At 36.1% G+C, this 24,391-nt stretch carries 25 protein-coding genes; 20 read left to right on the top strand and 5 right to left on the bottom strand.

What is annotated here, in order from left to right:
* Positions 1 to 331: 331 nt before the first annotated feature.
* Entirely contained in the window at positions 332 to 982 is a 651-nt protein-coding gene (locus MKY80_RS21005; RefSeq protein WP_008177095.1) for a LytTR family DNA-binding domain-containing protein, read from the bottom strand.
* Between the two features lie 505 nt (positions 983 to 1,487).
* Between MKY80_RS21005 and MKY80_RS21000 the strand changes: the two genes are divergently transcribed.
* The 4 genes from MKY80_RS21000 (at position 1,488) to MKY80_RS20985 (ending at position 4,445) form a co-directional block, all read left to right on the top strand.
* On the top strand, positions 1,488 to 2,282 hold the full coding sequence (locus MKY80_RS21000; RefSeq protein ID WP_025114261.1) for a helix-turn-helix transcriptional regulator: 795 nt from the start codon (positions 1,488 to 1,490) through the stop codon (positions 2,280 to 2,282).
* 168 nt (positions 2,283 to 2,450) lie between these two features.
* Positions 2,451 to 3,209, top strand: a complete 759-nt coding sequence (yidC, locus tag MKY80_RS20995) for a membrane protein insertase YidC (RefSeq protein WP_008177090.1) — start codon at positions 2,451 to 2,453, stop codon at positions 3,207 to 3,209.
* A 51-nt stretch (positions 3,210 to 3,260) separates the two neighbouring features.
* Positions 3,261 to 3,512 (top strand): hypothetical protein, encoded by a 252-nt coding sequence (locus MKY80_RS20990; RefSeq protein ID WP_008177088.1) that lies wholly within the window; start codon positions 3,261 to 3,263, stop codon positions 3,510 to 3,512.
* A 150-nt stretch (positions 3,513 to 3,662) separates the two neighbouring features.
* Positions 3,663 to 4,445 (top strand): M15 family metallopeptidase, encoded by a 783-nt coding sequence (locus MKY80_RS20985; RefSeq protein ID WP_043990250.1) that lies wholly within the window; start codon positions 3,663 to 3,665, stop codon positions 4,443 to 4,445.
* Positions 4,446 to 4,497: 52 nt separating this feature from the next.
* On the opposite strand, the gene cls is transcribed toward MKY80_RS20985, so the two are convergent.
* Positions 4,498 to 5,955, bottom strand: coding sequence for a cardiolipin synthase (gene cls, locus MKY80_RS20980; RefSeq protein ID WP_043990258.1), 1,458 nt, complete (start codon positions 5,953 to 5,955; stop codon positions 4,498 to 4,500).
* A 167-nt stretch (positions 5,956 to 6,122) separates the two neighbouring features.
* Positions 6,123 to 7,283, bottom strand: coding sequence for an MFS transporter (locus tag MKY80_RS20975; protein WP_043990249.1), 1,161 nt, complete (start codon positions 7,281 to 7,283; stop codon positions 6,123 to 6,125).
* A gap of 334 nt (positions 7,284 to 7,617) precedes the next feature.
* Here MKY80_RS20975 and MKY80_RS20970 point away from each other — a divergent pair, with 334 nt between their 5' ends.
* A complete protein-coding gene (locus MKY80_RS20970; protein ID WP_164908744.1) occupies positions 7,618 to 7,755 on the top strand; it encodes an Lmo0850 family protein in 138 nt (45 codons plus the stop codon).
* 57 nt (positions 7,756 to 7,812) lie between these two features.
* Here the strand turns inward: MKY80_RS20970 and MKY80_RS20965 are convergent, their stop codons facing one another.
* The gene (locus MKY80_RS20965) at positions 7,813 to 9,000 is read right to left on the bottom strand and encodes an FtsW/RodA/SpoVE family cell cycle protein (protein WP_008177081.1); all 1,188 of its coding nucleotides are present in this window, start codon (positions 8,998 to 9,000) and stop codon (positions 7,813 to 7,815) included.
* 339 nt (positions 9,001 to 9,339) lie between these two features.
* Between MKY80_RS20965 and MKY80_RS20960 the strand changes: the two genes are divergently transcribed.
* From MKY80_RS20960 to MKY80_RS20925, 8 genes are all read left to right on the top strand, one after another.
* Positions 9,340 to 10,092, top strand: a complete 753-nt coding sequence (locus tag MKY80_RS20960) for a hypothetical protein (protein ID WP_008177079.1) — start codon at positions 9,340 to 9,342, stop codon at positions 10,090 to 10,092.
* 114 nt (positions 10,093 to 10,206) lie between these two features.
* Complete coding sequence (locus MKY80_RS20955) at positions 10,207 to 11,286, top strand: D-alanine--D-alanine ligase (RefSeq protein ID WP_043990248.1); 1,080 nt, start codon at positions 10,207 to 10,209, stop codon at positions 11,284 to 11,286.
* Between the two features lie 11 nt (positions 11,287 to 11,297).
* Entirely contained in the window at positions 11,298 to 12,665 is a 1,368-nt protein-coding gene (gene murF / locus MKY80_RS20950; RefSeq protein ID WP_008177074.1) for a UDP-N-acetylmuramoyl-tripeptide--D-alanyl-D-alanine ligase, read from the top strand.
* Between the two features lie 77 nt (positions 12,666 to 12,742).
* Positions 12,743 to 13,435, top strand: coding sequence for an alpha/beta fold hydrolase (locus tag MKY80_RS20945; RefSeq protein ID WP_089985772.1), 693 nt, complete (start codon positions 12,743 to 12,745; stop codon positions 13,433 to 13,435).
* A gap of 352 nt (positions 13,436 to 13,787) precedes the next feature.
* Positions 13,788 to 15,323 carry a DEAD/DEAH box helicase gene (locus MKY80_RS20940; RefSeq protein WP_090002031.1) on the top strand — a complete coding sequence of 512 codons (1,536 nt, stop codon included), beginning with the start codon at positions 13,788 to 13,790 and terminating at the stop codon, positions 15,321 to 15,323.
* 123 nt (positions 15,324 to 15,446) lie between these two features.
* Positions 15,447 to 15,926 carry a PH domain-containing protein gene (locus tag MKY80_RS20935; protein ID WP_008177068.1) on the top strand — a complete coding sequence of 160 codons (480 nt, stop codon included), beginning with the start codon at positions 15,447 to 15,449 and terminating at the stop codon, positions 15,924 to 15,926.
* A complete protein-coding gene (locus tag MKY80_RS20930; protein WP_089985771.1) occupies positions 15,919 to 17,397 on the top strand; it encodes a PH domain-containing protein in 1,479 nt (492 codons plus the stop codon). Before MKY80_RS20935 ends, MKY80_RS20930 begins: the two co-directional genes overlap by 8 nt.
* 106 nt (positions 17,398 to 17,503) lie before the next feature.
* Entirely contained in the window at positions 17,504 to 18,079 is a 576-nt protein-coding gene (locus MKY80_RS20925; RefSeq protein WP_089985910.1) for a GNAT family protein, read from the top strand.
* 73 nt (positions 18,080 to 18,152) lie between these two features.
* Here the strand turns inward: MKY80_RS20925 and MKY80_RS20920 are convergent, their stop codons facing one another.
* Positions 18,153 to 18,776: a rhomboid family intramembrane serine protease gene (locus MKY80_RS20920; protein WP_036121030.1), complete on the bottom strand. Its 624-nt coding sequence runs from the start codon at positions 18,774 to 18,776 to the stop codon at positions 18,153 to 18,155.
* 64 nt (positions 18,777 to 18,840) lie between these two features.
* On the opposite strand from MKY80_RS20920, the gene acpS reads away from it, so the two are divergent.
* From acpS to MKY80_RS20885, 7 genes are all read left to right on the top strand, one after another.
* Positions 18,841 to 19,194: a holo-ACP synthase gene (acpS, locus tag MKY80_RS20915; RefSeq protein WP_089985770.1), complete on the top strand. Its 354-nt coding sequence runs from the start codon at positions 18,841 to 18,843 to the stop codon at positions 19,192 to 19,194.
* A 125-nt stretch (positions 19,195 to 19,319) separates the two neighbouring features.
* Positions 19,320 to 20,378 carry an outer membrane lipoprotein carrier protein LolA gene (locus MKY80_RS20910; RefSeq protein WP_043990243.1) on the top strand — a complete coding sequence of 353 codons (1,059 nt, stop codon included), beginning with the start codon at positions 19,320 to 19,322 and terminating at the stop codon, positions 20,376 to 20,378.
* Between the two features lie 195 nt (positions 20,379 to 20,573).
* A complete protein-coding gene (gene alr, locus MKY80_RS20905; RefSeq protein ID WP_043990241.1) occupies positions 20,574 to 21,695 on the top strand; it encodes an alanine racemase in 1,122 nt (373 codons plus the stop codon).
* A 291-nt stretch (positions 21,696 to 21,986) separates the two neighbouring features.
* A complete protein-coding gene (locus tag MKY80_RS20900; protein WP_036162355.1) occupies positions 21,987 to 22,250 on the top strand; it encodes a hypothetical protein in 264 nt (87 codons plus the stop codon).
* A 4-nt stretch (positions 22,251 to 22,254) separates the two neighbouring features.
* Entirely contained in the window at positions 22,255 to 22,605 is a 351-nt protein-coding gene (locus MKY80_RS20895; protein ID WP_008177055.1) for a type II toxin-antitoxin system PemK/MazF family toxin, read from the top strand.
* A 364-nt stretch (positions 22,606 to 22,969) separates the two neighbouring features.
* A complete protein-coding gene (locus MKY80_RS20890; protein WP_008177053.1) occupies positions 22,970 to 23,371 on the top strand; it encodes an anti-sigma regulatory factor in 402 nt (133 codons plus the stop codon).
* 12 nt (positions 23,372 to 23,383) lie between these two features.
* Positions 23,384 to 24,391 carry a PP2C family protein-serine/threonine phosphatase gene (locus MKY80_RS20885; protein WP_089985768.1) on the top strand — a complete coding sequence of 336 codons (1,008 nt, stop codon included), beginning with the start codon at positions 23,384 to 23,386 and terminating at the stop codon, positions 24,389 to 24,391.

Raw genomic sequence — 24,391 nt, 5'->3', positions numbered from 1 at the left:
TAATTTTGATGGAAACCGATTACAAAACTAGAAAAAACATTTGAGAATTTTCTGTTTATTCAGTTGTAGTATGACTCCAACCATTTGAATAATACTATCACCAAATTGTCACAATTACTTTATGAATAGCATTAAATTGAGTAAAAAAAGGAAAATCGAGCATTAAGATGATTTTTCGACAGAGAAAACGTTTTATTGTAGAGCTGTATAAATATAGGTAATTTCTACATAAAAACTATGCAAAAATTGTTAATAGGGGACATGAGGGGATCTATTTCGGATTAAAAAAATACAGCGAACAATCCACATAGATTGCTCGCTGTATTTAAAATTAGAAACCTAAAGAACGGCGGAAATAGCTTGCATAGCGTTGGCTAACAGGGATACGAGTACCGTCTTTCATAATTAATAAAAACGTTGAGTGAGAATCTGGTTGAATTTCATCGATGTAGTCAATGTTAACGATGTAAGAGCGGTGACAACGAATAAATGAATCAGGTGCTAAAAATAGCTCTAAATCACTTAGGTTTAAACGGTGATAACCTTCACGAGACATTGTTTTAACAAATGTTTTACGGAGTTGTGTTTCTAAATAAATCACTTGATCATGCTTAATTGGGTACCAGCAATCATCGATTTTAATGGTAATGTAGTTTGTTAAGAATGCTGATGGTTTTTGCGGGAAGATAGCAGTAATAGCTCCTTTAGTTTCGCCTTCCTCCATTAAAGGAATACTCATACCGTAATAAGCTACACCGAAAACATCAGGTTCGATGTACGAGCTAATTTTTTGACCATAGCTTAGGGCTTTGTGAGCCGCTGAACCTTCTTTAATAGGGTCGCCAGGTTTAATTTTTAAATCAACCTTTTTACTTGGCTGGTAATACAAATACTCATTGGTATCAGAGATAGCAATGGAAGTATTCTCGGGAAAGAATTCCTTAATAATCTCCATAATTTCTTCTATTTGTTTTGGTTCCACTTTAAACACCTCGTCTAAACTTTTAAAAATAGTATTATCATCTATTTTACTACATAATCATATAAATTATATAGAGAAGATTTAGGAATAAAATAGAAAAATGTCGATTGACTCATTAGAATGGTGAAATTTGTCTTGTATAATTTGTAAATACATTTAGATAATGACTAAAATATTTTAATACGTATATGGTAAAATTTAATTGTTAGGAATAAGTTTACAAGGTTTCTACTATGGCTATGTGATAAATTAGAACTAGAGTAGCAATTAAAATGTGGTTGAAAGGAAATCGCAGAATATGGTAAAATTCACTGTATAGTCTATTTTCTTGTGTTCTGGTGTTTAAGTTAGGTTATTTATAAGGTAGTTTTTTTAAAAAAATGTGAAATAGGACTCAGTTCTTAAGATAAATTAATAAATACTATTTTCTTATTTTTTATTCACTGGGATTGATGTCAAATATTGTAATGCAGTTCGTGCACTCTGAGGAAAGATGGGGAAGATTATGCAACTACATCAACATTCTATGTCAGAAACGATTTCCAAAAGATACTTCCAAGAAATCGATAATATAAATCAATATATCGGCGTCGAAGAATTTTTTAATATTGAGTCGAAATTAATTTTTGAAATTTACCATTTAGAATCCACCAAAGCGAAAAAATCTTTACATGAATTAATTGATATTCTTTCAATTCGTTTTGGGAAGCAGGTCATTAAAATTGTTCGAGGTTATTTTTCCGTTTTGTCTTCGATCGTTGCTCGAAAATTGCTAGACAATCAAGTACCTTCAAAAAAGGCATTTGCTTTCAATATTGCTTGTAATGATATGATCGAAAACCAAATGAAAGACGCAGAATTTTTGCAATTTGCCGATGATTTAATTGATTTCTTTGTTTATTTTATTGCAGATCGCAAACAACCGACTTTCCGACATCAAACTGTCAACAAAGTGATCATGTATATAAATGATGAATTAGAAAATGATTTAACTGTGGAAAGTATAGCTAATAATTTCCACATAAGTACTAGTCACTTATCACGTATTTTTAGAGAACATGTAGGTATTACATTAGTTGAATACTTAAATGTTCGACGTGTAGAAGAGTCACAATACTACTTACGACATACCAACAAAAGTATCACATCTATATCTGATCAATTCCATTTCTGTAACCAAAGTTATTTTACACGTATTTTCAAAAAGTATACTGGTGTTACGCCGAAGCATTTTAGAGATGAGCTTCATCATGAATTTTACCGATTTGAAATGGCTGAGACAGAATTACAAAATGCATAGCTTTTGAGCATAGAAAAATATGAGGTGCAGAGGTGTTAGCTATACTGCTATAGCTCGCACCTTTTTTTATGAAAATAACAAACATAAATAGTAGCACTTGCTATTTGATAAAGATAGACCCTATAAGGTATACTTCACAGTAGTTGATAAATTATAGTAGGTGGAAAAATGAAAAATTTGAAACTATTTTCAATGCTTGGGCTGGCTGTTTTTGTACTTAGTGGCTGTCAAGCAGTGCAAAACAAAGAAGGTTTTTTCTATAGTATCTTTGTAAAACCTATGGAATTTTTATTGGAATTTTTCGGGAACAATATCTTTGCAGGCAGCTATGGTTTAGCAATCATTGCGATTACTGTTCTAATCCGTTTAGTCTTAATGCCAATTATGTTGAAAAATTATCGTCAACAACAATTGATGAAAACAAAAATGGATGCATTCAAGCCTGAAATGGAAGCAGTTCAGAAGAAAATGAAAGAAGCTAAGACAAAAGAAGAGCAAACGCAATATCAACAAGAAATGATGGCTCTCTATCAAAAGCATGGCATTAATCCATTAAACATGGGATGCTTACCAATGTTAATTCAAATGCCGATTATTATGGGTCTTTATTTCTCAATTTTATATTCAACAGATGTGAAGTCACATGAGTTTTTATGGTTTAGCTTAGGGTCACCTGATATCGTCATGACGATTGTAGCGGGTATTGTGTACCTCGTTCAGGCACGAGTATCATTATGGACTGTACCTGAGCAGCAAAAGGCTCAAATGAAAATGTTTATTTATATTTCACCAATTATGATTGTCTTTATTTCGATGTCATCTATGGCAGCATTACCTTTGTATTGGTCTGTCAGTGGTGCGTTGTTAATTCTACAAACATATATTGGGCGAAAGTACTATTCGCAACATCCAGAAAAAGCAAAATAATTTATTCATGTCGAGGCGCCTCTGTTGCCTCGATTTTTTTAGGGGGACAACATGATGAACAGAAAATGGCTATCATCCATTTTAGTCGCTATTTTTAGTATTGCGGCACTTGTATTTATTATTATAGGGAAATTTAATTTTGCTGTACTTGCAATGACAATTATGTTTGCCATGTCAAATGGCTTTAGAGCAAAAAGTTTTGAAGAACAAGGATATGGAAAAGAAGCAAAATGGATGAAGTATATGGCGATATTTTTTGCGTTAGCTTCAATCATCGTATTCATCATTATTCTTACAGACTAATATTTACAAAATAACAGGTGAATTTCACACCTGAAAATGTGAACAGTGCTAAAATGAGATTATATCAATCAAGTAATAAAATAAGATAAGTATTTACAGAGGGAGGACCTACTCTTTTCGTATGTGCTATTTTTAAAAGGGGCATAAATAGTGAAAAACAATCGTCTTTTGCTCATCATGGGTGCTTTGATTTCTGTTGCGTTAATCGTATCTATTTTTGTAGTTTACAACTATAAAAATAATCAAGTAAATAGTGCATCTAATGAGCAACCAAAATCTACAGAAACAAATAAATCAACAGACCAAGATTCTTCTACAACAGAGAAGACAGACACTACACCTGAAACACCTGAAAAGCCAGAGCAGCAACCAGACGAAAATGGCTATCTGCCTAATCAAACTTTACCTACCGAACCAACGTATATAAAAGGCATTCTGCTAGCAAATAAAATTTATCCGCTTCCTTCTACCTTTGCACCTGAGGAAAATCCAGAAGCAAGACAAGCGCTCAATCAAATGCTAGAGGCTGCCAAGCAACAAGGGTTTGATTTAGTTGCTTTTAGCGGTTATCGTTCTTTTGAATATCAAACAACACTTTATAACAACTATGTTAATCGTGATGGACAAGAGGCGGCAGATCGATACAGTGCTCGTCCAGGCTATTCAGAACACCAAACAGGCTTAGCGTTTGATATAGGAGAGCGTGGAAAAGAAGATGTATGGCTGACAGAGGAATTTGGAGAAACACCAGCAGGGCAGTGGTTATTTGCACACGCTCAAGAGTATGGGTTTATTCTACGATTCCCTCAAAACAAAGAGGAAATTACAGGCTATATGTATGAGTCTTGGCATTATCGTTATGTTGGTAAGGATGTAGCTAAAGAAATTGCTAAGCAAAGCATTACGCTAGAAGAATATTTAGGCGTGAAATAAGAAAAAGGAAGAGATGCGGTTCTAAACGAACAAGCTCTCTTCCTTTTTCATTTTATAAGATAGGAGTTAATAACCGAGATATTGATTCTTTAAATTTGATCAATGAGGAACGGTTTTGGTACATCTCCCACGTCAGCTCTGTACAATCAAAAATATCCTTTTCAAACAGCTCCGCCAGCTGATGCGAAATGTTGGCATCATAGATAAAGGCATTCACCTCGAAATTTAAGCTAAAGCTTCGAACATCGATATTAGCTGTACCAACAGTGGAAGCCTCATCATCGATAATGATAGCTTTGGCATGAATAAAGCCCTTTTCATAGATATATACTTTTGCTCCTGCACGAAGCAGCTGTCCAACATAGGAATATGTAGCCCAATAAACAAACATGTGATCTGGCTTGTTAGGGATCATAATACGTACATCGATACCGGACAAAGTCGCAATTTTAATGGCATCTAAGAAGCTTACATCGGGAATAAAATAAGGCGTTTGAATATAGATATACTTTTGGGCCATATTTATCAGCTTTAAGTAACCAATCTTAATTTGCTCCCAATCGGAGTCAGGTCCGCTTGATACAATTTGTAAACCAACATCACCTTTTTTCGGGATAGCAGGGAAGTAGCGGTCCGAGTAACCCATCTTTTGCTGGGAGCTTGCTTGATTCCAATCTAATAAAAAGCGTGTTTGGAGTGGATGTACAGCACTACCTTCAATACGTAAATGTGTATCTCTCCAATACCCAAACTTTTTTTGTAAGCCTAAATATTCATCCCCAACATTAAAACCTCCGATATAGCCAATACGGCCATCAATGACAACGATTTTTCGGTGATTTCTAAAATTTAAACGGGGATTAAGTAGTGGGAAGATGGAAGGGAAGAAGACTTCTACCTCGCCTCCGGCATTAAGCAATTCTTTGAAATGACGTTTCTTCACATTACGTGAGCCCATCTCATCATAGAGGAGGCGTACTTTGACACCTTGCTGCGCCTTTTTAATTAGTGCTTGAACGATTCGTGTTCCTAAATCATCAAGACGGAAGATATAGTATTGAATATGGATATGGTCCTTAGCCGCTTCAATATCTTTAAGGAGCTGTTCAAATTTATTGGCCCCATCATCAAAAATATCTAGATGATTGTCCTGCGTTAAAACGGCATTGTTTGTTCTAAGGTGCATGTAAATCATCTCTTGATAATTCTCTGCATTTGAAATACGAAACTCAAATGTTTCATTACGAATGGCATCCATTTGATAGTTGATGAGCGTATCGATACCGATATCTTTACGCCCTTCCCAACGGAATAAATGTTTTTTTCGTAACTGTCTTCCAAGTAATAGATACAAAATAAACCCAGCTAATGGTATGAAAAATAGGACGAGAATCCATGCCCATGTAGATGTAGCATCTTTACGTTCTAAAAAAATGATAGTCATGGCTAATAAAATATTAAAAAATAAAGTAAAAGGAACTAAGTATTCTATATCTGTAAAAATGCTCATTCCTACACCTGCCTTTACTATTGATAATAACATACTTAGTATAGCCTACTTCAAATGAGGAAAGAAGATTTTAAATAGCTAGTTAGCATAGAAAAGGATTATCTCTATGATTTACTAGAGATAATCCGAATTGCTTGATAATCATTCTATCGTAGCCATGATCAATGTTAATCAAAACGCAACGATTTTTTAGAGGCTTTAAAAATAAAAATTAAGCTAATAGAAAGAATAGCGATTACTGCTGATGTATAGTAACCGAGACTTGCATGCATTGTAAATAACCAGGTGAAAAATAGTGGACCTAGTATGCGTCCCAGATTATCCATGGAATAAGATAGTCCAGCTGCTGTACCATATTGCCCGCCAGATTCTTTAGAGGATAGTGAAACAACACATGTTCTCGCAAGTGCGTTTCCGGCTGTAAAGACACATAATGCTAGCCCTGCGATAAATAGGTTAGCGGTTAACGTGAATAAAAGCATACCCACAGCCGTTACAATTTGTGCCCCGATTAGCCAAGTTGTCTCACTGCCGTTTTTAATTCGGCGAACGACACCACCTTGTATCGCAGCATCAACAAAGCCACTAAACATAAATAAATAACCAATTTGTAATGGTGTAATTTGAATTTTTTCGATTTGGAATAGTTGGAATGTAGCTTCTACACCTGCTAACATAAATGTTACTAAAAATGAAAACATAAATAAGTAACGCACACGGTATTGTAGCATTTTCCCAGCACCTTTTGGCACAATAGCACGTTTATTTGAATCTTTTCGTTTTTCAGGTTCTTTTAAGACGAAACTTGCATAAATAAATAATAGTCCAATTAATATAGCTGATGCGATAAACGGTAATTGCAAGCTATAATGACCTAGCATTCCACCAATTGCTGGGCCAAAAATAAATCCTAGACCGATGGACATACCCATAAAGCCCATATATTTATTACGTGTCTCCTCGCTAGACATATCTGCAATAAATCCTGTTACAGCCGTATATAAAGCTCCTGAAAATAATCCTCCTACAACGCGGGAAACATATAAAATAGCTAAGTTATCAATAAATAATGAAAAAATAACAAAGCTTAGGCTAAAACCAATTAGTCCCGTTAAGATTAGCTGTTTACGACCTACCTTATCTGATAGCATGCCCCAAAATGGTGCAGTGAAAAAGCTAGCTAATGAATAGACGGTCAGTAAGCCACCAACATGGAGATTATCCCAATTTTGCTGCACAATAACCTCAGGTAAGACTGGAATAATAATACCGAACCCTAGGTAAACGAGGAATTGAACAGACATTAATAATAAAATTGCCTTTTTCATATAGTTCCCTGCTTTCATACATTATTTCAATATGTATATTCTAACCCCGTTGTTCTTGCTATTACAAGAAAACGGAAGGAGAAACATGGATAGACGGCTTTTCTTTTGCTGTGAAATAAAGTAAATGAATAAAATATGGGGGTTTAGGTTAGTTTATAAATGTTTGGTGGTGAACAGGGCAGGGTATAAAAAAATACAATGTCACAAAAAAGAAAAATTTCAAAGCAAAGTTAAATGGTATGATAAACTTGTCAGACATCATACTCGTAGAAAAATGAAACTTTTTTGCCAATTAAACGTTATATAAAATCGAGGAAAGATTGAGGTGGAATGTATGAGGAAAGAAGTAGATTTGAAAAAGATTGTTTCGAATTTATCTAAGTTGGGTGTAACAGCCACTGTAACAAAGTCTCGACTAGAACTTTTAAAAGTGCTAACACCACCAACGCAGACACCGCAAGTTCAAGCTTAACTCGTTTACAATAGAAAAAGGGAAGTCTCTGTACTAGAGGCTTCCCTTTTTCTATTTTTATTCATCTTCATCATGTGTAGTAAACATGTATGTCCGATAGTGGAACCTCATACTAAAGACAAGTCCGATAGCTAGAGCATTCCCCATTAATGAACTACCACCATAGCTAATGAATGGAAGTGGAATACCGGTAATCGGTAATAATTGAATCGTCATTCCTATATTCTCGAACACATGGAATGTAATCATAGCGATAATACCAGCACAAACATATGTTGAAAATGGGTCTTTCAATAAAAGAGTAGTTTTTGTTAAATGATAAATTAGTAGGAAGAAAATACAAATAACAATGCTTGCCCCAATAAAGCCCCATTCCTCACCGATTACAGTGAAAATGAAATCGGTATGGTTCTCTGCAACATATACTTCTCGGTTTCGAAAGCCCTTACCGAAAATTTCACCTGATCCAATTGCATTGAGCGATGTAATTAAATGGTAACCATCACTGGAAGAATAGGAGTAGGGATCGAGCCAAGAATAGATTCGAGCGAACTGATACGTTTTAAAACCGAATGTTTTCTCTAAGAAATCTTGCATATAGAGAGCCATCCATAATAGTGAACCACCTGCTACTACGCCACCTAAAAATGTAGGTAATATTATTTTCCATGAAATACCTGCTACAATAATAAGGGCAGCGGTAATGGCAAAGAATACAAGTGCTGAACCAAGGTCTGGTTGTTTCAAAATAATCGCTAATGGAACGATAAGAGTTAAACCGATTTTTCCTAATAATAAGAAGTCTGTTTTTAATGATTTTAATGAATAGACTTCATGATGCTTACTAATTAATCGTGCCAGTGCTAAGATGTAGAATGTTTTCATAAACTCTGAAGGTTGAATGTTACCAAGCGGTGTATGGTACCAGCTTTTTGCGCCATTGACCGGTGCACCAATTTGACCTTCTCCTTCAGGCATAAATATAAGCAGTACCAATAAGGCAATCCCTGCTCCATACATATACCATGACATTTTTTTATATTGATCTGGCTCAAAAAACATCACTATGCCAATAATTACTGCACCAATTACATACCATTGCATTTGTTTTGGAACGTAGTTAATGCCATATTGACCGGATGTTTGGGCAGATGCAATAGCTAACAAACTAATGACTAGAAAAGTGAAAAGAATAAAAGCAAGGGTCCAGTCAAAACGATTTGCGAAATTTCGTTTATTTTCCATAAAATCCACCTAAATAAAAATAGTATCTCAATATGAGTAAATATAATGCGTTTCTTCCATTTTCGTTTATAATGTTGAAAGAATAGTGCGAATTCAAAATCAGAAAGAAGAATGTCTACTGATAAGATTGCAATTTGCTTTGAACGTTGTCAATGGAACTTTTAAGCAAATATTTTAACTCAATGAGTAATCGAAAACCTGTATGCAAATGCATGTGTAACATTCCTATTATAACGCAAAAAGCACTTTTATGCCTGCGTATATAGTTGTGACGACAATTAACATAAAATGTTTCAAAAAAATCGAGTTTAGTCTTATAATGTAGTGAAGAATGGGGTGATGGTTGTGGCTAAAAAATTAAAGTCAGCTGATGATTTTATGTATCATATTTATGTTCATATGAATGATGTCGATAAATTTGTCATTTTTAGCGGGTTAAAATTCTCGCAATTTGCGGCTTCGCTTGAACCACTGCATCACTTACTTTTATTAAAACATTCCTATGAAGACGGTTCTTTTAATATGCATACACAATTTGAATATGTATTGGATGAAGAGGTACCCCATTTTGTAAAAAAATCGGCTGAGTCCAAGGAACTATGTTGGGTCGATTTTATGGATGAGAAGAGGCTAGACCATCTAACACCGATGGAACAAGGGGAATTGCTTTACATAAGTCATAAAAAAGAACCGATTACATCTGCATTTTTTAACAAATTGCAAAATAGATTCGTCTATTACTCTTCAGATTTAGAAAAAATGACAAAAATTTATTTCCGACATTTAAGTGATTCGGATTTATTGGTGGCAAATGTTTTTAATAGTTTAATTCGCGAAAAGGAACGTAGCTCTGGATTTTGGCGTAGAAAAGTAAAATCAAGTATCCCTACCATTTCACCTGAATTCTTACGTTCTTATCGATCATTTGCTAAAGACGGTGCATTATTATCGTTGTACCGTATTGAAAAACCAAAAGTGGCATATGGGATAGAAGTCCGCAACCTGTCAGAATATTCTTTTCCTGATGAAGTATGGGACGATTTAAATACCATTTTGAAAACTGAGCACGATGAATTGATTTATATTATTTAACGAAATATACACTTAAATCTCACCGTCGAAAATTACGGTGGGATTTTTATGTCATTTGTCAAGACGTTTCGTGATAAACTAATAGTACTCAAGAAGTATGTGGAGGGCACAAAAATGAAAAAAAGAATCGGTTTATTATACGGCGGAAAGTCAGCGGAGCATGAGGTATCCTTATCAACAGCTCGTGCAGTCACTGGTGCTTTGAATTTCGAGGAGTATGAAGTATATCCGATTTTCATAACATCTGAAGGAGAATGGCGACGTGGAGATCGTTTAGAAAAGCCTGTAAGTACTATCGAAGAACTACAATTTGGTGATAATACTACAATTTTAGAAAATAATATTACTGATTTTTTAATCGATGAACATGGCAAATCAGTACAGTTCGATGTTATTTTCCCATTGCTACATGGAACAAATGGTGAGGATGGAACCGTGCAAGGTTTACTAGAAGTTTTAAATCTTCCCTATGTAGGAAATGGGGTTTTAGCATCTTCTGCTGGAATGGATAAAGTGGTTATGAAGCAATTATTCGAGATTGCTGGTTTACCACAAGTGCCCTATACGTACTTTATTCGCAGTGAATGGAAGAATGAACAACAGGCTATCATTGAACGCTGTGAAGAAAGATTAACTTGGCCAATGTTTGTGAAACCTGCAAATTTAGGATCTAGCGTTGGAATTAGCAAAGCAACAAGCCGTGATGAATTAAAAAAAGCAATCGAGGTTGCCTTACAATACGATCGTAAAATTGTTGTCGAGCAAGGTATTATCGCTCGAGAAATTGAACTTGCCGTCTTAGGAAATGATTATCCGGAAGTTTCAGTACCAGGTGAAATTAAACCTGTTACAGAATTTTATGATTATGATTCTAAGTACACGGACGGCTCCACAGCACTTATTATTCCAGCTGAGCTACCAGAGGAAACAGAATCAAGCTTAAAAGATCTGGCAAAACGGGCTTTTAAAGCGATTGATGGTAGCGGTTTAGTTCGTGCCGACTTCTTTGTAACAGCTGATCATAGCGTTTACATTAATGAAGTCAATACATTGCCTGGTTTCACGCCAGTAAGTATGTATCCACTATTGTGGCAACATACAAATGTAAGCTATCCAGAGCTGATCAATCGTTTGATTACGTTAGCCATTGAACGTTTTGAAGAAAAACAACAGCTTCACTATAAAAAAGACTGAGTGGGATTATTGTGAAAAAAACATTAAAACAATTAGCTGCATGGTTAAATGAGGATATGTCGGCTTACGATGATACGGTTGTATCAGGAATTTCCATTGATACAAGAACAATTCAACAGGGGGATTTATTTGTACCATTTCGTGGTGAGCAAACAAATGGACACCGGTTCGTTGCTCAGGCGTTTGAAAAAGGTGCAGGTGCTTCTCTCTGGCAAAAGGATGAACCTAATCCGCCGGAAGGTATACCTTTATTGTTTGTGGATGATCCGGAAGTAGCTTTACAGGAAATGGCACGAGCTTATCGTAATGAACATAAAGCCAAATTTATTGGTATTACTGGCTCTAACGGTAAAACATCAACAAAAGATATTTTAGCGGGTACACTTGCACCGTTCTTTAAAGTTCAAAAGACAATTGGGAATTTTAACAATCAACTAGGTTTACCGATTACTATTTTACAGCTTGATGAAGATACAGAGGTAGCTGTCCTTGAAATGGGAATGAGTGGATTCGGCGAAATTGAATTTTTAACAAAGCTAGCTCAGCCACATATGACAGTTATTACAAATATCGGTGAGGCCCATATGCAGGACTTAGGGTCCCGTGCAGGTATCGCACAGGCAAAGTTTGAGATTATTCAAGGAATGCAGCCGGATGGCCTATTATTCTATGATGGAGATGAACCATTGCTACAGGAATTAGTGGCTAAGGAAATGCATTTAAATGCCGTAGCGTTTGGATTAGAGCCAAATAACCTTTTATATGCTGATCATATTCATGCCAATGCTAATGGTAGTAGCTTTACTACCCACGGTATGATAGAGGGTGACTTCTTTATTTCTGTACTTGGAAAGCATCAAGTGAAAAATACATTGGTTGCCATGTTAATTTCTCATCAACTAGGTTTAAAAAATGAGCAAATTCGTACATCCTTAGAGCATGTAGTATTAACAGATATGAGGATGCAACAAGTACAAGGTACAAATGGTGCATTATTTATTAATGATGCTTATAATGCTGCACCTACCTCTGTAAAAGCGGCTATTCAATTTATCGCTACTTCAACTATTCGACCTGAAAAATGGCTTGTATTAGGGGATATGCTAGAGCTTGGGCCGGATGAACAGCGTTTCCATGAAGGGCTAGCGGAGGAAATAGATGAGCAAGAAATCGATTACGTTTGTCTATTTGGGCCTCGAATGACTCATCTTTATGAAGTATTAAAAGAGCGCTTTGGAGCAGAGCGATTGTTATATGCCGAAGATGATTATACGGCTATTATTGAAAAACTAAAACTTGCTAATGAATCATCTATTGTTTTGCTGAAGGGTTCCCGTGGTATGAAATTAGAGACAATTTTACAAGCTTTTACGTCATAATTTTCATTGAATCGGTGGGATAAATTGCTCACCGATTCATTTTTTTAGAGGTTTCTTTGTTAAACGAGGTGAGGGATTTGTCAATAGGTGTACTATGCATTCATGGCTTTTCAGGTGGTCCCTATGAGATGGAGCCGTTTACAACATACTTACGGACGCATACGGATTGGCTCATAGTAGAACCAACATTATCGGGTCATGGTGAAGCCTTGCATATGGATGGATTTACTGCAAAGCACTGGTTAATGGACGCAGAGCTAGCCATACGGTCATTAGCTAAAAAAGTAGATGAGCTCATCGTTGTTGGATTTTCAATGGGGGGCATTATAGCTTTATATTTGGCGAAACGTTATAAGGTAAAAAAGCTAGTATTATTGAGTGCTGCTGCAAAATATATTAGTCCTAAGCAACTGGTCATTGATTTCAAATTACTTGCGACAGATGCATATCATCATAATTTAACGAATAATGAGCTATTTTTACGTTATCGACATAAGTTTAATAATGTGCCATTAGCTTCAACAATTGAATTTATGAAATTGGTTCGAATCGTGGAACCGTATTATCGGCATATCGAAATTCCTGTCTTTATAGTGCAAGGGAAACAGGATGGAATAGTGCCGTTTAACACAGCACAATTTCTTTATGATGAATTGGCTTCCACTGATAAAATTTTGTATTTTTCTGATAATGGAAGGCATCATATATGTCTTGAGGAAGATTGCTCCGATTGGTTTCCGCGGGTTTTGCTGTTTTTAAAGGATACTTGAAGTAGTCAGATTATTACGACTCATGCGTTATCGTTGCATACGTATTAAAGCCATGTTAGACTAGTGTAAGCAATGGATACATTTTGTGCGAAGACTCTTCATATTTGGTTGAAGAGTACTTTTTTTTGAACACAACGGTTTTATTCTAAAGTGAATAATTACGACAGAATCGAACCGCTCGGTAAAGACCGGGCTTTCCTTTTCATATAAGAGAGCTCTACATGAATGATCATGTAGAGAGAATTTTTAAGTAACGGAAACGTTCCACTACACAGGCTCGAATTTGCCGACAACTTCATCTGAAAATGTAACCATTTGTCAACTTAAAAGGAAAAAAAGGAGATTGAGAAGTTTGACAAATTTTTCAGAATTAAATATTAGCGAATCTACATTACGCTCTGTAAAGCGTATGGGATTTGAAGAAGCAACACCAATCCAAGAAGGTACTATTCGTTTTGCTATTGAAGGCCGTGATGTATTAGGTCAAGCGCAAACAGGTACTGGTAAAACTGCCGCTTTCGGGATTCCACTAATTGAAAAAATCGATCCAAAAAACCCTAATATCCAAGCATTGGTTATTGCTCCAACTCGTGAATTAGCTATTCAAGTATCTGAAGAGCTTTACAAGATTGGCTATGATAAACGTGTGAAATTATTATCAGTTTACGGGGGACAAGAAATTGGCCGTCAAATCCGTGCACTGAAAAATAAACCTCAAATCATTGTTGGTACGCCAGGACGTATTATTGACCATATTAATCGTCGTACGTTAAAATTAGAAGATGTGCAAACATTAGTATTGGATGAAGCAGATGAAATGTTAAATATGGGCTTTATCGATGATATTAATTCCATCCTAGAAAACGTTCCTGCTGAGCGTCAAACATTACTGTTCTCAGCAACAATGCCGCCAGCAATCCGTAAAATTGCGGAAACATTTATGCGTGATCCAGAAATCGTAAAAATTAAAGCAAAAGAATTAACTGTTGATAATATTGATCAATATTTCGTAAAATCTGCTGAACGTGAAAAATTCGATGTTTTATCTCGTTTATTAAATGTTCACCAACCAGAACTTGCTATTATCTTTGGTCGTACAAAACGTCGTGTAGATGAGCTAGCTCAAGCTTTATCTATTCGTGGTTACCTTGCTGAAGGTATTCACGGTGATTTAAGTCAAGCTAAGCGAATTTCTGTATTGCGTCAATTTAAAGAAAATAAAATTGATATCCTTGTTGCGACGGATGTAGCGGCACGTGGTCTTGATATTTCTGGTGTCACACACGTATACAACTTCGATATTCCACAAGACCCTGAATCTTATGTTCACCGTATTGGTCGTACAGGTCGTGCAGGTAAGTCAGGTCTTGCTGTTACGTTTGTAACGCCACGTGAAATGGGTTACTTGCGTATCGTAGAAGAAACTACGAAGAAACGTATGACTCCACTTCGTCCGCCAACAACAGATGAAGCATTAGTAGGACAACAACGATTAGCTCTTGATACTCTTGAAGGTCTTATTGCTAATAACAACTTAGGTGATTACCGTACACTTGCGTCAGAAATACTTGATAATCATGAGGCAATTGATGTTGTTGCAGCTGCTCTTCGCTCATTAACGAAAGAGCCAGATGATACACCAGTAACAATTTCAGAAGAACGTCCATTACCAATGCGTCGTGAACGCTCTAGCAGTAATCGTGGCGGTGGAGATCGTGGTCGCGGTGGTAATAATCGTAACTACGGTGGACGTCGTGACTCTCGTGGTGGAGATCGCCGTAATAGTAATAGTAACAGTAGCAGTCGTCGTGAAGGTGGTCGCCGTGAAGGAGGCCGTCGTGAAGGTGGACAAGGTCGTTCTCGTTCTCCTCGACGTCACGAAGATTAATTTTCGTAAGTGGATATTAAAACCTTGCAGTCATACTGGCTGTAAGGTTTTTTTTCGTATATAGTTGAAACAAAACGGTCATGAATTCCGTATAACCTACTATAGAAAAGAGGGGGAACGACAATGAGAGCTCAACCAGTGCATCAAATTTCCCGTAAAGGGTTAACTGTATGGCGTTTATATGGTGTCATACAAACAGTGGTGCTATTAATTGCAGCAGGAATCGTAAGCTATGGTACTTATTATTTTGAATGGCCAACGTTTATTTATTACATAGCTGGGGCGATTGTAGTATTAAGTGCCATATTATCAGTTTTTATTTTTCCTAAAATTAGATGGGAACGATGGCGATATGAAGTGCGAGAACATGAAATTGAAGTACAACATGGCTTATTTGTAGTAAAACGTACGCTCATACCAATGGTTCGTGTCCAACATGTTGATACGACACAGGGACCGATTTTAAAGAAATATGATTTAGGTAATATCTCCATATCAACGGCAGCAACCGTACATACAATTCCCGCACTTATCATGGACGAAGCAGATTCACTTCGTGCTCGTATCTCTGAGTTAGCAAGGGTGGCGGAAGATGATGTCTAAGGAGATTAATCGTTTACATCCTATATCAGCAGTAATTACGAGCGTCAAAGCATTAAAAAGTATGATATTACCCATTGCGATCATTATCATAACGAATGGCTTTAATTTTTCACTAAATTTCCGTAGTGATCATTTTTTTGATACCATTTTACTCTTCGGTGTATGGGGAATAGCCGCACTCCTTGCATTGATTGGAGGCATTATTAAATGGCGGACATTTGTTTATTGGTATGAGGATGGAGAACTCCGTATCAAATATGGATTGTTTGTTAAAAAGAAGCGTTATATTCCGTTTGAACGTATTCAAAGTTTGAACTATAATGAAGGGATTTTCCACCGTATTTTTGGATTAGTCAAAGTTCAGGTGGAAACAGCAGGGAGTAAAGGTGGCAAGCCTGAAGTAGAACTTACTGCAATTCGTAAAGAAGCGGCAGATGTTATTGAACTAGAAATGCGCCGTGCCAAAAATGAAGGTGTAAACCAACAATATGCAGAACAGACGGAGGTCGCAGACGATTCAATTTCAATTTCCGCACCAACTATTTACCATATGTCCATGCGTGACTTACTAGTGTTAGCCACAACTTCTGGTGGGATTGGTGTTGTGTTATCTGGTCTTGCTGCTATCGCCTCTCAGTTTTCAGATATTATTCCTTATGAAACTGTTTTCCATGAGTTGGCTGATTTTGTGAAAGTCGGGGCCTTTTTAATAGCGATATCGGTTATGTTAATTTTAATAGTAGCCTGGGTTGTTTCTGTCCTTATTACCTTGATTAATTACTATGAATATACAGTCCGTATCGAAGAAGATAAGCTGATCATAACTAAAGGACTTTTAGAGAAAAAGCGTATAACCTTACCTTTAAACCGAATCCAGGCTATTCGTATTGTTGAAAATCCATTGCGTCAATTAACAGGCTTTGCAACGGTTGTTGTTGAGAGTGCTGGAGGTAATGGTGAAGAGGGGAAGGATAAAAAAATTACCTTATTCCCACTCATTAAGAAACAAGATTGTATGCAGACATTAGAGGGTCTTTTCCCAGATATGAATTGGAATCCTTCCTTTACTCGATCACCTAAAAAAGCAAGACCTTTCTTTTATCGCATAGATTTTATTTGGCTTGTCCCTATTATTGGTGCATGTAGTTATTTCTTCTACCCGTATGGTCTATTGTCATTGCTACTCATTCCATTAACGATACTACTTGGGGTTTGGCAGCATAAAACAGCAGGCTATCAAATTGATGGGAAGCAACTGGCTTTACAATATAGAGTATTCAGTCGAATCACATTGATAGTGGAGAAAAAACGTATACAATCGATGGGAAGTACACAATCGTATTTTCAAAAAAGAAAAAATGTTATGTCTATAAAAGCAACAGTCATGTCCGGAGCATCCGGTACAACGGGTAGTGTTTCGAGTCTGGAACAACGAGATGCTGAAACAATATTATCTTGGTACGAACATTAAATGCAAAGCTAATTCTTTCAATTTTATGGAAGGATTAGCTTTTTACATACAAATATTTGGTAATGAAGTTTATAATAAAATAAATAGAACAAAAGGGGTGGGGACTATGTTTAAATATGATATTAATGAAGACGCTTATTTAAAATTATTGGATTTAAGTGATGTTCATGATTTATTTGCATTGACTGATCGTTCAAGGGATACATTACGTGAATGGTTACCTTTTGTAGATGGTGTTCAGACAGTTAAAGATACAGAGGCATTTGTAAAAAAGGCTATGCAACAATACGCTGATAACGATGGGATACAGGCAGGAATTTACTATGATGGACAGCTCGCGGGTGTCATTGGGTATCATCAAATCAACTGGCAACACAAGTGGACAAGTATTGGCTATTGGTTAGGGAATGAGTTTGTAGGCAAGGGGCTTGTAACAAATTCAATGAAAGCATTAATTGATTATGCCTTTCATTATTTGAAGCTACACCGTATTGAAGTGCGAGTAGCGGTTGGAAATATTCGTAGCCGTACGATTCCAAAAGTGTTGGGCTTTCATGAAGAAGGGCGATTAAGGGATGCGGAGTGGCTGTATGATCATCATGTAGACCAAGTGGTTTATGGTATAACGGCAGCTGAGTGGAAAAAAATTAAGATGACCAATGAAGCGACGGTCGCCCTGTAAAAAGCGATTCATATAAAGAGGAGCAGTGCCATGAGATCTAACTTATAACCCATGGTGCTGCTCCTCTCTTAAATTATGGTCTACCCGCCATTTTTTGTTTGCGCCAGCTTAAAATTCTTTTTGGATGTAAATAAATAAGCCCTAGAATGAATCCGGTTACTAGCCCACCTAAATGTGCAAAAACGTTTACATTCGGTTGAAGAAAAGTCATAATGACACTGATAATGATGATTGGTAAAATAAGCTTACGAAGCATTGGCATTGTTCTACGAGTATAATACACTAATGCCCCAAAAGCACCAAAAATTCCAAAAATAGCTCCACTTGCACCAAGACTCGCATAACTACTATCATAGAATATGTAGGTTGCCATGTTGCCAACAATACCCGATACTAAATAAATTGTAATAAAACGGGCTTTACCTGCAATTTTTTCAAGCTCTGGTCCAAAGAGATATAAGGAAAACATATTAAAAAACACATGCATAAACCCTGCATGTAAAAACATAGCAGAGAATACACGCCACCACTCACCTTTTTGAACGAGGAAATTCGCTTGAATTCCGTAATTCCACAAAAGAGTTCCTACACCGGGTAAAAGAGACAATACATAAAGAATTAAATTGATTGCTATTAACGTTGACACAACAGGGTAATACTTTGTATATTGCTTAAAATTTTCTGTTCTACTAAACATGGCTCCACCTCAATTTACAATTATTATACATGCCTTGTTGGAAATAGGTAAAGGAGAAGGTCACATGATTAAGGGAATTGGTCTAGATATTGTAGAAATAGACCGTATTGAAAAAGCGATGAAGCGTACAGATAAATTTAAAGACCGCATTTTATCAACAAGGGAAAAAAAATTATTTGATGGTTACTCAGAAACTCGTAAAATAGAATTTTTAGCAGGACGCTTTGCTGCGAAAGAAGCATTTTCGAAAGCGATGGGTACTGGCATTGGCGAACAATGTAAACTTCATGATATGGAGATATTACGAGGAGAGGCTGGAAAACCCGTTTTATATTTTAAGGGGGAGCTTGCCAATGGTTTTGTTAGTATTACGCATTCCAAGCAATATGCAGCTGCTCAAGTAATCTTATTAGAATAGGAATGAAGTTGTCTAAAAAGGTTAGCCAGTAAATTTAAATATATTGCCTTTTCTACAAATGACATAACTGACAAATACGGTTCATATATTGTCGTAGTGGATTTGAAAGAAGAAAGGGTGAAAGCGTGGGCAACCGAATAGTTAAATGGCTCGTCTTATTTTGTACGATATTACTTCTGTCGGCATGTGGTACAGCCTCACAGGAAAAAGTGTTGAAGAAAGTGAATGGTAAATGGGGAGAGACAAATGGCTATGAATTAAATGCTACGATGGAGATCAAATCTGGTGGGGAGCCTAGAAATTATAATGTAACAGTATGGCATACTAAACCTGATTTCTATCGAGTAGAAGTTATGGAAAGTGGAAAAGATGTTTCTCAAATGATTGTGCGTAATGCGGATGGCGTATTTGTTGTAACACCAACATTAAACAAAATGTATAAATTCCAAAGTGATTGGCCTAAGAAGAATAGTCAAGCATATCTAATAGGAGCTCTTGCAGAAGATTTAGCAGAAGATAAAAATCTTGTCATGAAAGAGGAAGAGAAAGCATATATATTTGAAGCGGCTACTAGAAATAGCTATAAAAATAGTATGCCTCATCAGGTGATTACAGTAGATAAGAAAACTTTACTACCAACTTCTGTTGTCATTATGAATGATGTGAAAGAAGAACAAATTCGAATTACATTTAAGAAAATTAAACTAGGTGTGCAGCATGCTGCCAAAGAGTATGCAGTTGAGCAATTTACAGATAAAGATAAAACTAAAGGTGAACAAGCTACACCAGCAGAGAAAGATGGTAAAGAAGACAAAGAAGACAAAGAAGCAGTTGGTGCAGAAGTAGAATATCAAGAGTTCCAAACTAGCTATCCAGTATTAAATTGGGCACAATTGGCGAATGAAAAAGTCGTTCAAGAAAGTGGTATGGAACGCGTTATCTTAACATTTGAAGGAGAAAAAGCCTTTACAGTTATGCAACAGCCAGTGACAAAGGAAAACTCTATGTTACCAGTATCTTCGCCTGGTGATCCAGTTGATTTAGGATTTACAATAGGTGCGATTACAGATACTTCAGTTAGTTGGGAAAAAGATGGTGTTGAATTCTTTGTAGCTTCCAGTAAACTAACGCGTGAAGAAATGATTGAAGTTGCTACATCTATGACGATAGGTAGTATGAAGTAACTTTTCTAGCTACAGCTTTCTAGTTCATGAAAGCTGTAGCTTATTGACAATATAAAAATTTGTGGTTTAGAAAATGTTAAGTGATTGTCTATAAAGTAAACGTTTCAGGACTAATAAACGTATAATTGTACAAGCTAAATAAAAAATATGTATGTAATACATAATGTTTTAATTAAAAATAAAGAGGGTATTCTTATGAAGACACAGCAATATTTTCGACCAACGAAAGCAATGATAAATCTACAAGCAATCCAACAAAACGTCAAAAATTTAAAAAAATTTATACGACCTAATGTTCAAATAATTGCTGTAGTAAAGGCGAATGCATATGGTCATGGAGATGTAGCCGTAGCACAGGCAGCTCTTGAGGCTGGTGCCACAATACTTGCAGTGGCAACGCCTGATGAAGCATTACATATTCGAGCACATTTTGAAGATCCAGACATACTAATATTAGGTGCATCTCCAGTGTCCTTTGCTCCTTTCGCAGCTCAACAGCGTATTATGCTCACTGTGTATGGAAGTGAGTGGGTACAGCAAGCAGCACCACTTATAGCCAATGAAGCGCTTCCTTTACTGCTACATATGAAAGTAGATAGTGGTATGGGTAGAATCGGCATTCGCTCTGAGCAGGATTTGTTAGCATTGTATCAAACAATTGAGTCTACTGATAATGTAGAGTTGAACGGAATATTTACGCACTTTGCAACAGCGGATGAGAAAGATACAACTTATTTTGATCAGCAAGTACAATTTTTTGAAAGCTGTTTAGCAGTATTGCCGATAAAGCCGCCACTTGTTCATGCATCTAATACAGCAGCTTCATTAGTAAAGGATTCTAACTTGCAGTATGATGCTGTGAGATATGGGATTTCAATGTATGGTTTATCACCGTCCTCCTATGTAGAGAGTATCCTACCCTTTGCCTTACAACCTGCATTTTCACTCGAAAGTGAACTTGTTCATGTGAAGGAAATAAAAAAAGGTGAATCTGTAGGCTATGGAGCTACATATGTTGCGCCAACAGATATGTGGATTGGAACTCTTCCAATAGGTTACGCAGATGGTGTTATTCGTAAGTTAGGTGGACAAGAGGTTTTAATTGATGGACAGAGAATGCCGATTGTTGGACGAATTTGTATGGACCAATGTATGGTTGCCCTACCAAAAGCATATGCTATAGGTGAGAAGGTAACACTTATTGGCCAACAAGGACAGAATAGGATTTCCATCGATGAATGGGCAACTAAGCTTGAAACCATTAACTATGAAATACCATGCATGATCACAGCAAGAGTTCCTAGAATATACTTTTAATAAACACATTTATGCCAATATATTTTAGCTTTCAATTTATGCCAGTATGAAGAATTTGGTCAATTAATAAGCACTGGAGATCTTATTTCTTTTCCGAATGATAGATAAATCATAATTGGTAATAAGTTGCAATAATAATTATTCGTCATATACCTTCGACAGCCAACATATTTTTACAATTTGTACTTCAAATTGTCAGATATTTTGTCATTTCATGTCTTTTCAACAATATCTTTCAATGATAGAATGGGAAGTAATGAAAAGTGTATGGTTCCGTTGGAGGTGCTTGCTGTGTACGATAAAAAGTTAAGAGAAGCTACAATTGCTGTTCAAGACAGACTATTTCTACAAACAAAGGAAGTAATTGAAGGTGAATCTTTTGTGCGTTCTTTAGCGCGCAAAAATTTAATGCAGGAGCAACCAAATCAAATACGGGAAGCTATGATTAAAGGATATGTTGAAATGTCTCATATTAATTTAATGATCGCGAGTGAATGCTTGCATGCAGAATATGAAGCACAACATATGGTGGAGCGTCTCGTAAGCGGGGGATGACACTTTGAATGTAAAACGTGGTGACGTTTTTTTTGCAGATTTATCACCGGTAGTAGGCTCTGAACAAGGGGGCACTAGGCCGGTGCTGATTATTCAAAATGATATTGGCAATCGATTTAGTCCGACTGTCATCATCGCGGCTATCACTGCACAGATTCAAAAGGCAAAGTTACCGACACACGTTGAAATCAATGCTGAAAAGTATGGTTTTGAACGTGATTCGGTTATTTTGCTAGAACAAGTGCGGACAATTGATAAGTCAAGATTGACAGATCGTATTACACAACTTGATCATGCTGTGATGGAAAAAGTTGATGGTGCGTTGATGATCAGTTTAGGTCTAGTTAAATTTTGATATACATATGTGTATAGAAAGCATCGAGATAATTGATATCTCGATGCTTTTTTGTCTTTTCTATTCCTTCAGTTATTTCGTATACTTTGAAATTCTTATGTCATTAGTACATAGGAAGAATGTTGAAATGTTTGATGGTAGCAAAAAATCTCTTCGTTATTATGCTATGACGTATTTGATAAATAATAAAAAAAGATTTAAGATATACAAAAGATTTTTAATAAAAATAGATTATTGAAAAAATTCTTAAAGGTATATGAAAATATACATAGAATATTCCATTTATAAATACTATATAGTTTGTGTGTAATATGTCGAATAAAAGTAAAAGGGTATTACTCCGTAAGGAAATGGAGGGGCAGCAGTGACAAGTAAGTCTTCGGTTGAAATTATTACAGAGTGGGATATTATTACAGCAAGACAACTGGGGCGTAATGAGGCAAAGGCACTTGGATTTGGCACTGTTGATCAAGCTCGTATAACCACAGCTATTAGTGAATTAGCAAGAAATATTTATTTATATGCCAGTATAGGTATAATTGAAATTGAAAGAATTGAGACAGAAACTGAAAAGAAAATAGTAGTTGTTGCAACTGATCAAGGACCTGGAATTAAGGATATTCGCAAAGTAACAGAGGATGGTTATTCTACATCGGGGGGTCTAGGTGCTGGCCTTCCAGGGGTTAAGCGATTGATGGACAGCTTACACATCCAATCTGTCATTGGAGAGGGTACAACAATAAGGACCGAAAAATGGCTGCGTTAGGACGTGAAGAAATTGAAACAATTAGAAGCTCAGTATAAAAAAATATTGTCAGATTATATGTTGAATCAAACAGAAAAAAATCTATATATTGCTCAAAATTTCACACGTCAATTAATTCAAAAAAGTATAGCCCCTGAGGATGTTGTTAGTATTCATAAAAATGCTGTAGAAGCAATATTTCCTAATCGAATGGGTGAATCGCAGCCAGCATATGATTTTCTTATTGAAGTTATGGTGCATTATGGTATGGCACATCGAGAGCATCAAAGCTTACTACAAAAACAGGCTGAGTATGAATTGGAAATGAAGATTGCAACTAACATTCAAAAGACCTTATTAAAATCATATGTGCCTGAGCTACAAAGTATTGATATAGGAATGGTTTCGTTTCCTATTCGTAAAATGAATGGTGATTATGTTCATTTTTTTCATGATGGAGAAGAGTATTTAAGTGTGGCAGTAACAGATGTTGTAGGAAAGGGTGTACCTGCTGCTTTATGTATGTCTATGGTGAAATACGGACTTGAGACATTGAGTTATGCCTATAAAGATCCTTCGTATGTTTTAGAAGTCATTAATAGGGTAATAGAAAAAGGTGTTGATGATAGTATGTTTGTTTCTATGTTCTATGGCTGCTTAGATATTCGCCAAAATATATTTTCCTATGCTTCTGCAGGACATGAGCCGGCTTTACATTATAGAGCCAAGCAAGATGAATTTATTCCTTTAGAAGCTAAAGGCTTATTACTAGGTGTGTTGTCTGAAACCAAATATACATTTCATGAAATTGTTTTAGAGGAAGATGATTTGATCATCATGATGACCGATGGAGTAACAGAATTTAGAGGGCAGGATGACTTAAATTCAAGAGAAATTATTTCAGCACTCATAAAAGAAAACAAGTACTTATCAGCTCAACAATTGTGCTTGCTTCTATATAGAGAGATAGAGAAAATACAGGATTTTAAACTGACAGATGATTTTACTGTAGTTATTTTAAAAAATAGGTTTACGTTTTAA

The organism is Lysinibacillus sp. FSL R5-0849, assembly GCF_038595075.1.
Taxonomy (GTDB): domain Bacteria; phylum Bacillota; class Bacilli; order Bacillales_A; family Planococcaceae; genus Lysinibacillus; species Lysinibacillus fusiformis.
The sequence above is the reverse complement of the archived record's forward strand: the minus strand, read 5'-3'. Positions and strand labels throughout refer to the sequence as shown.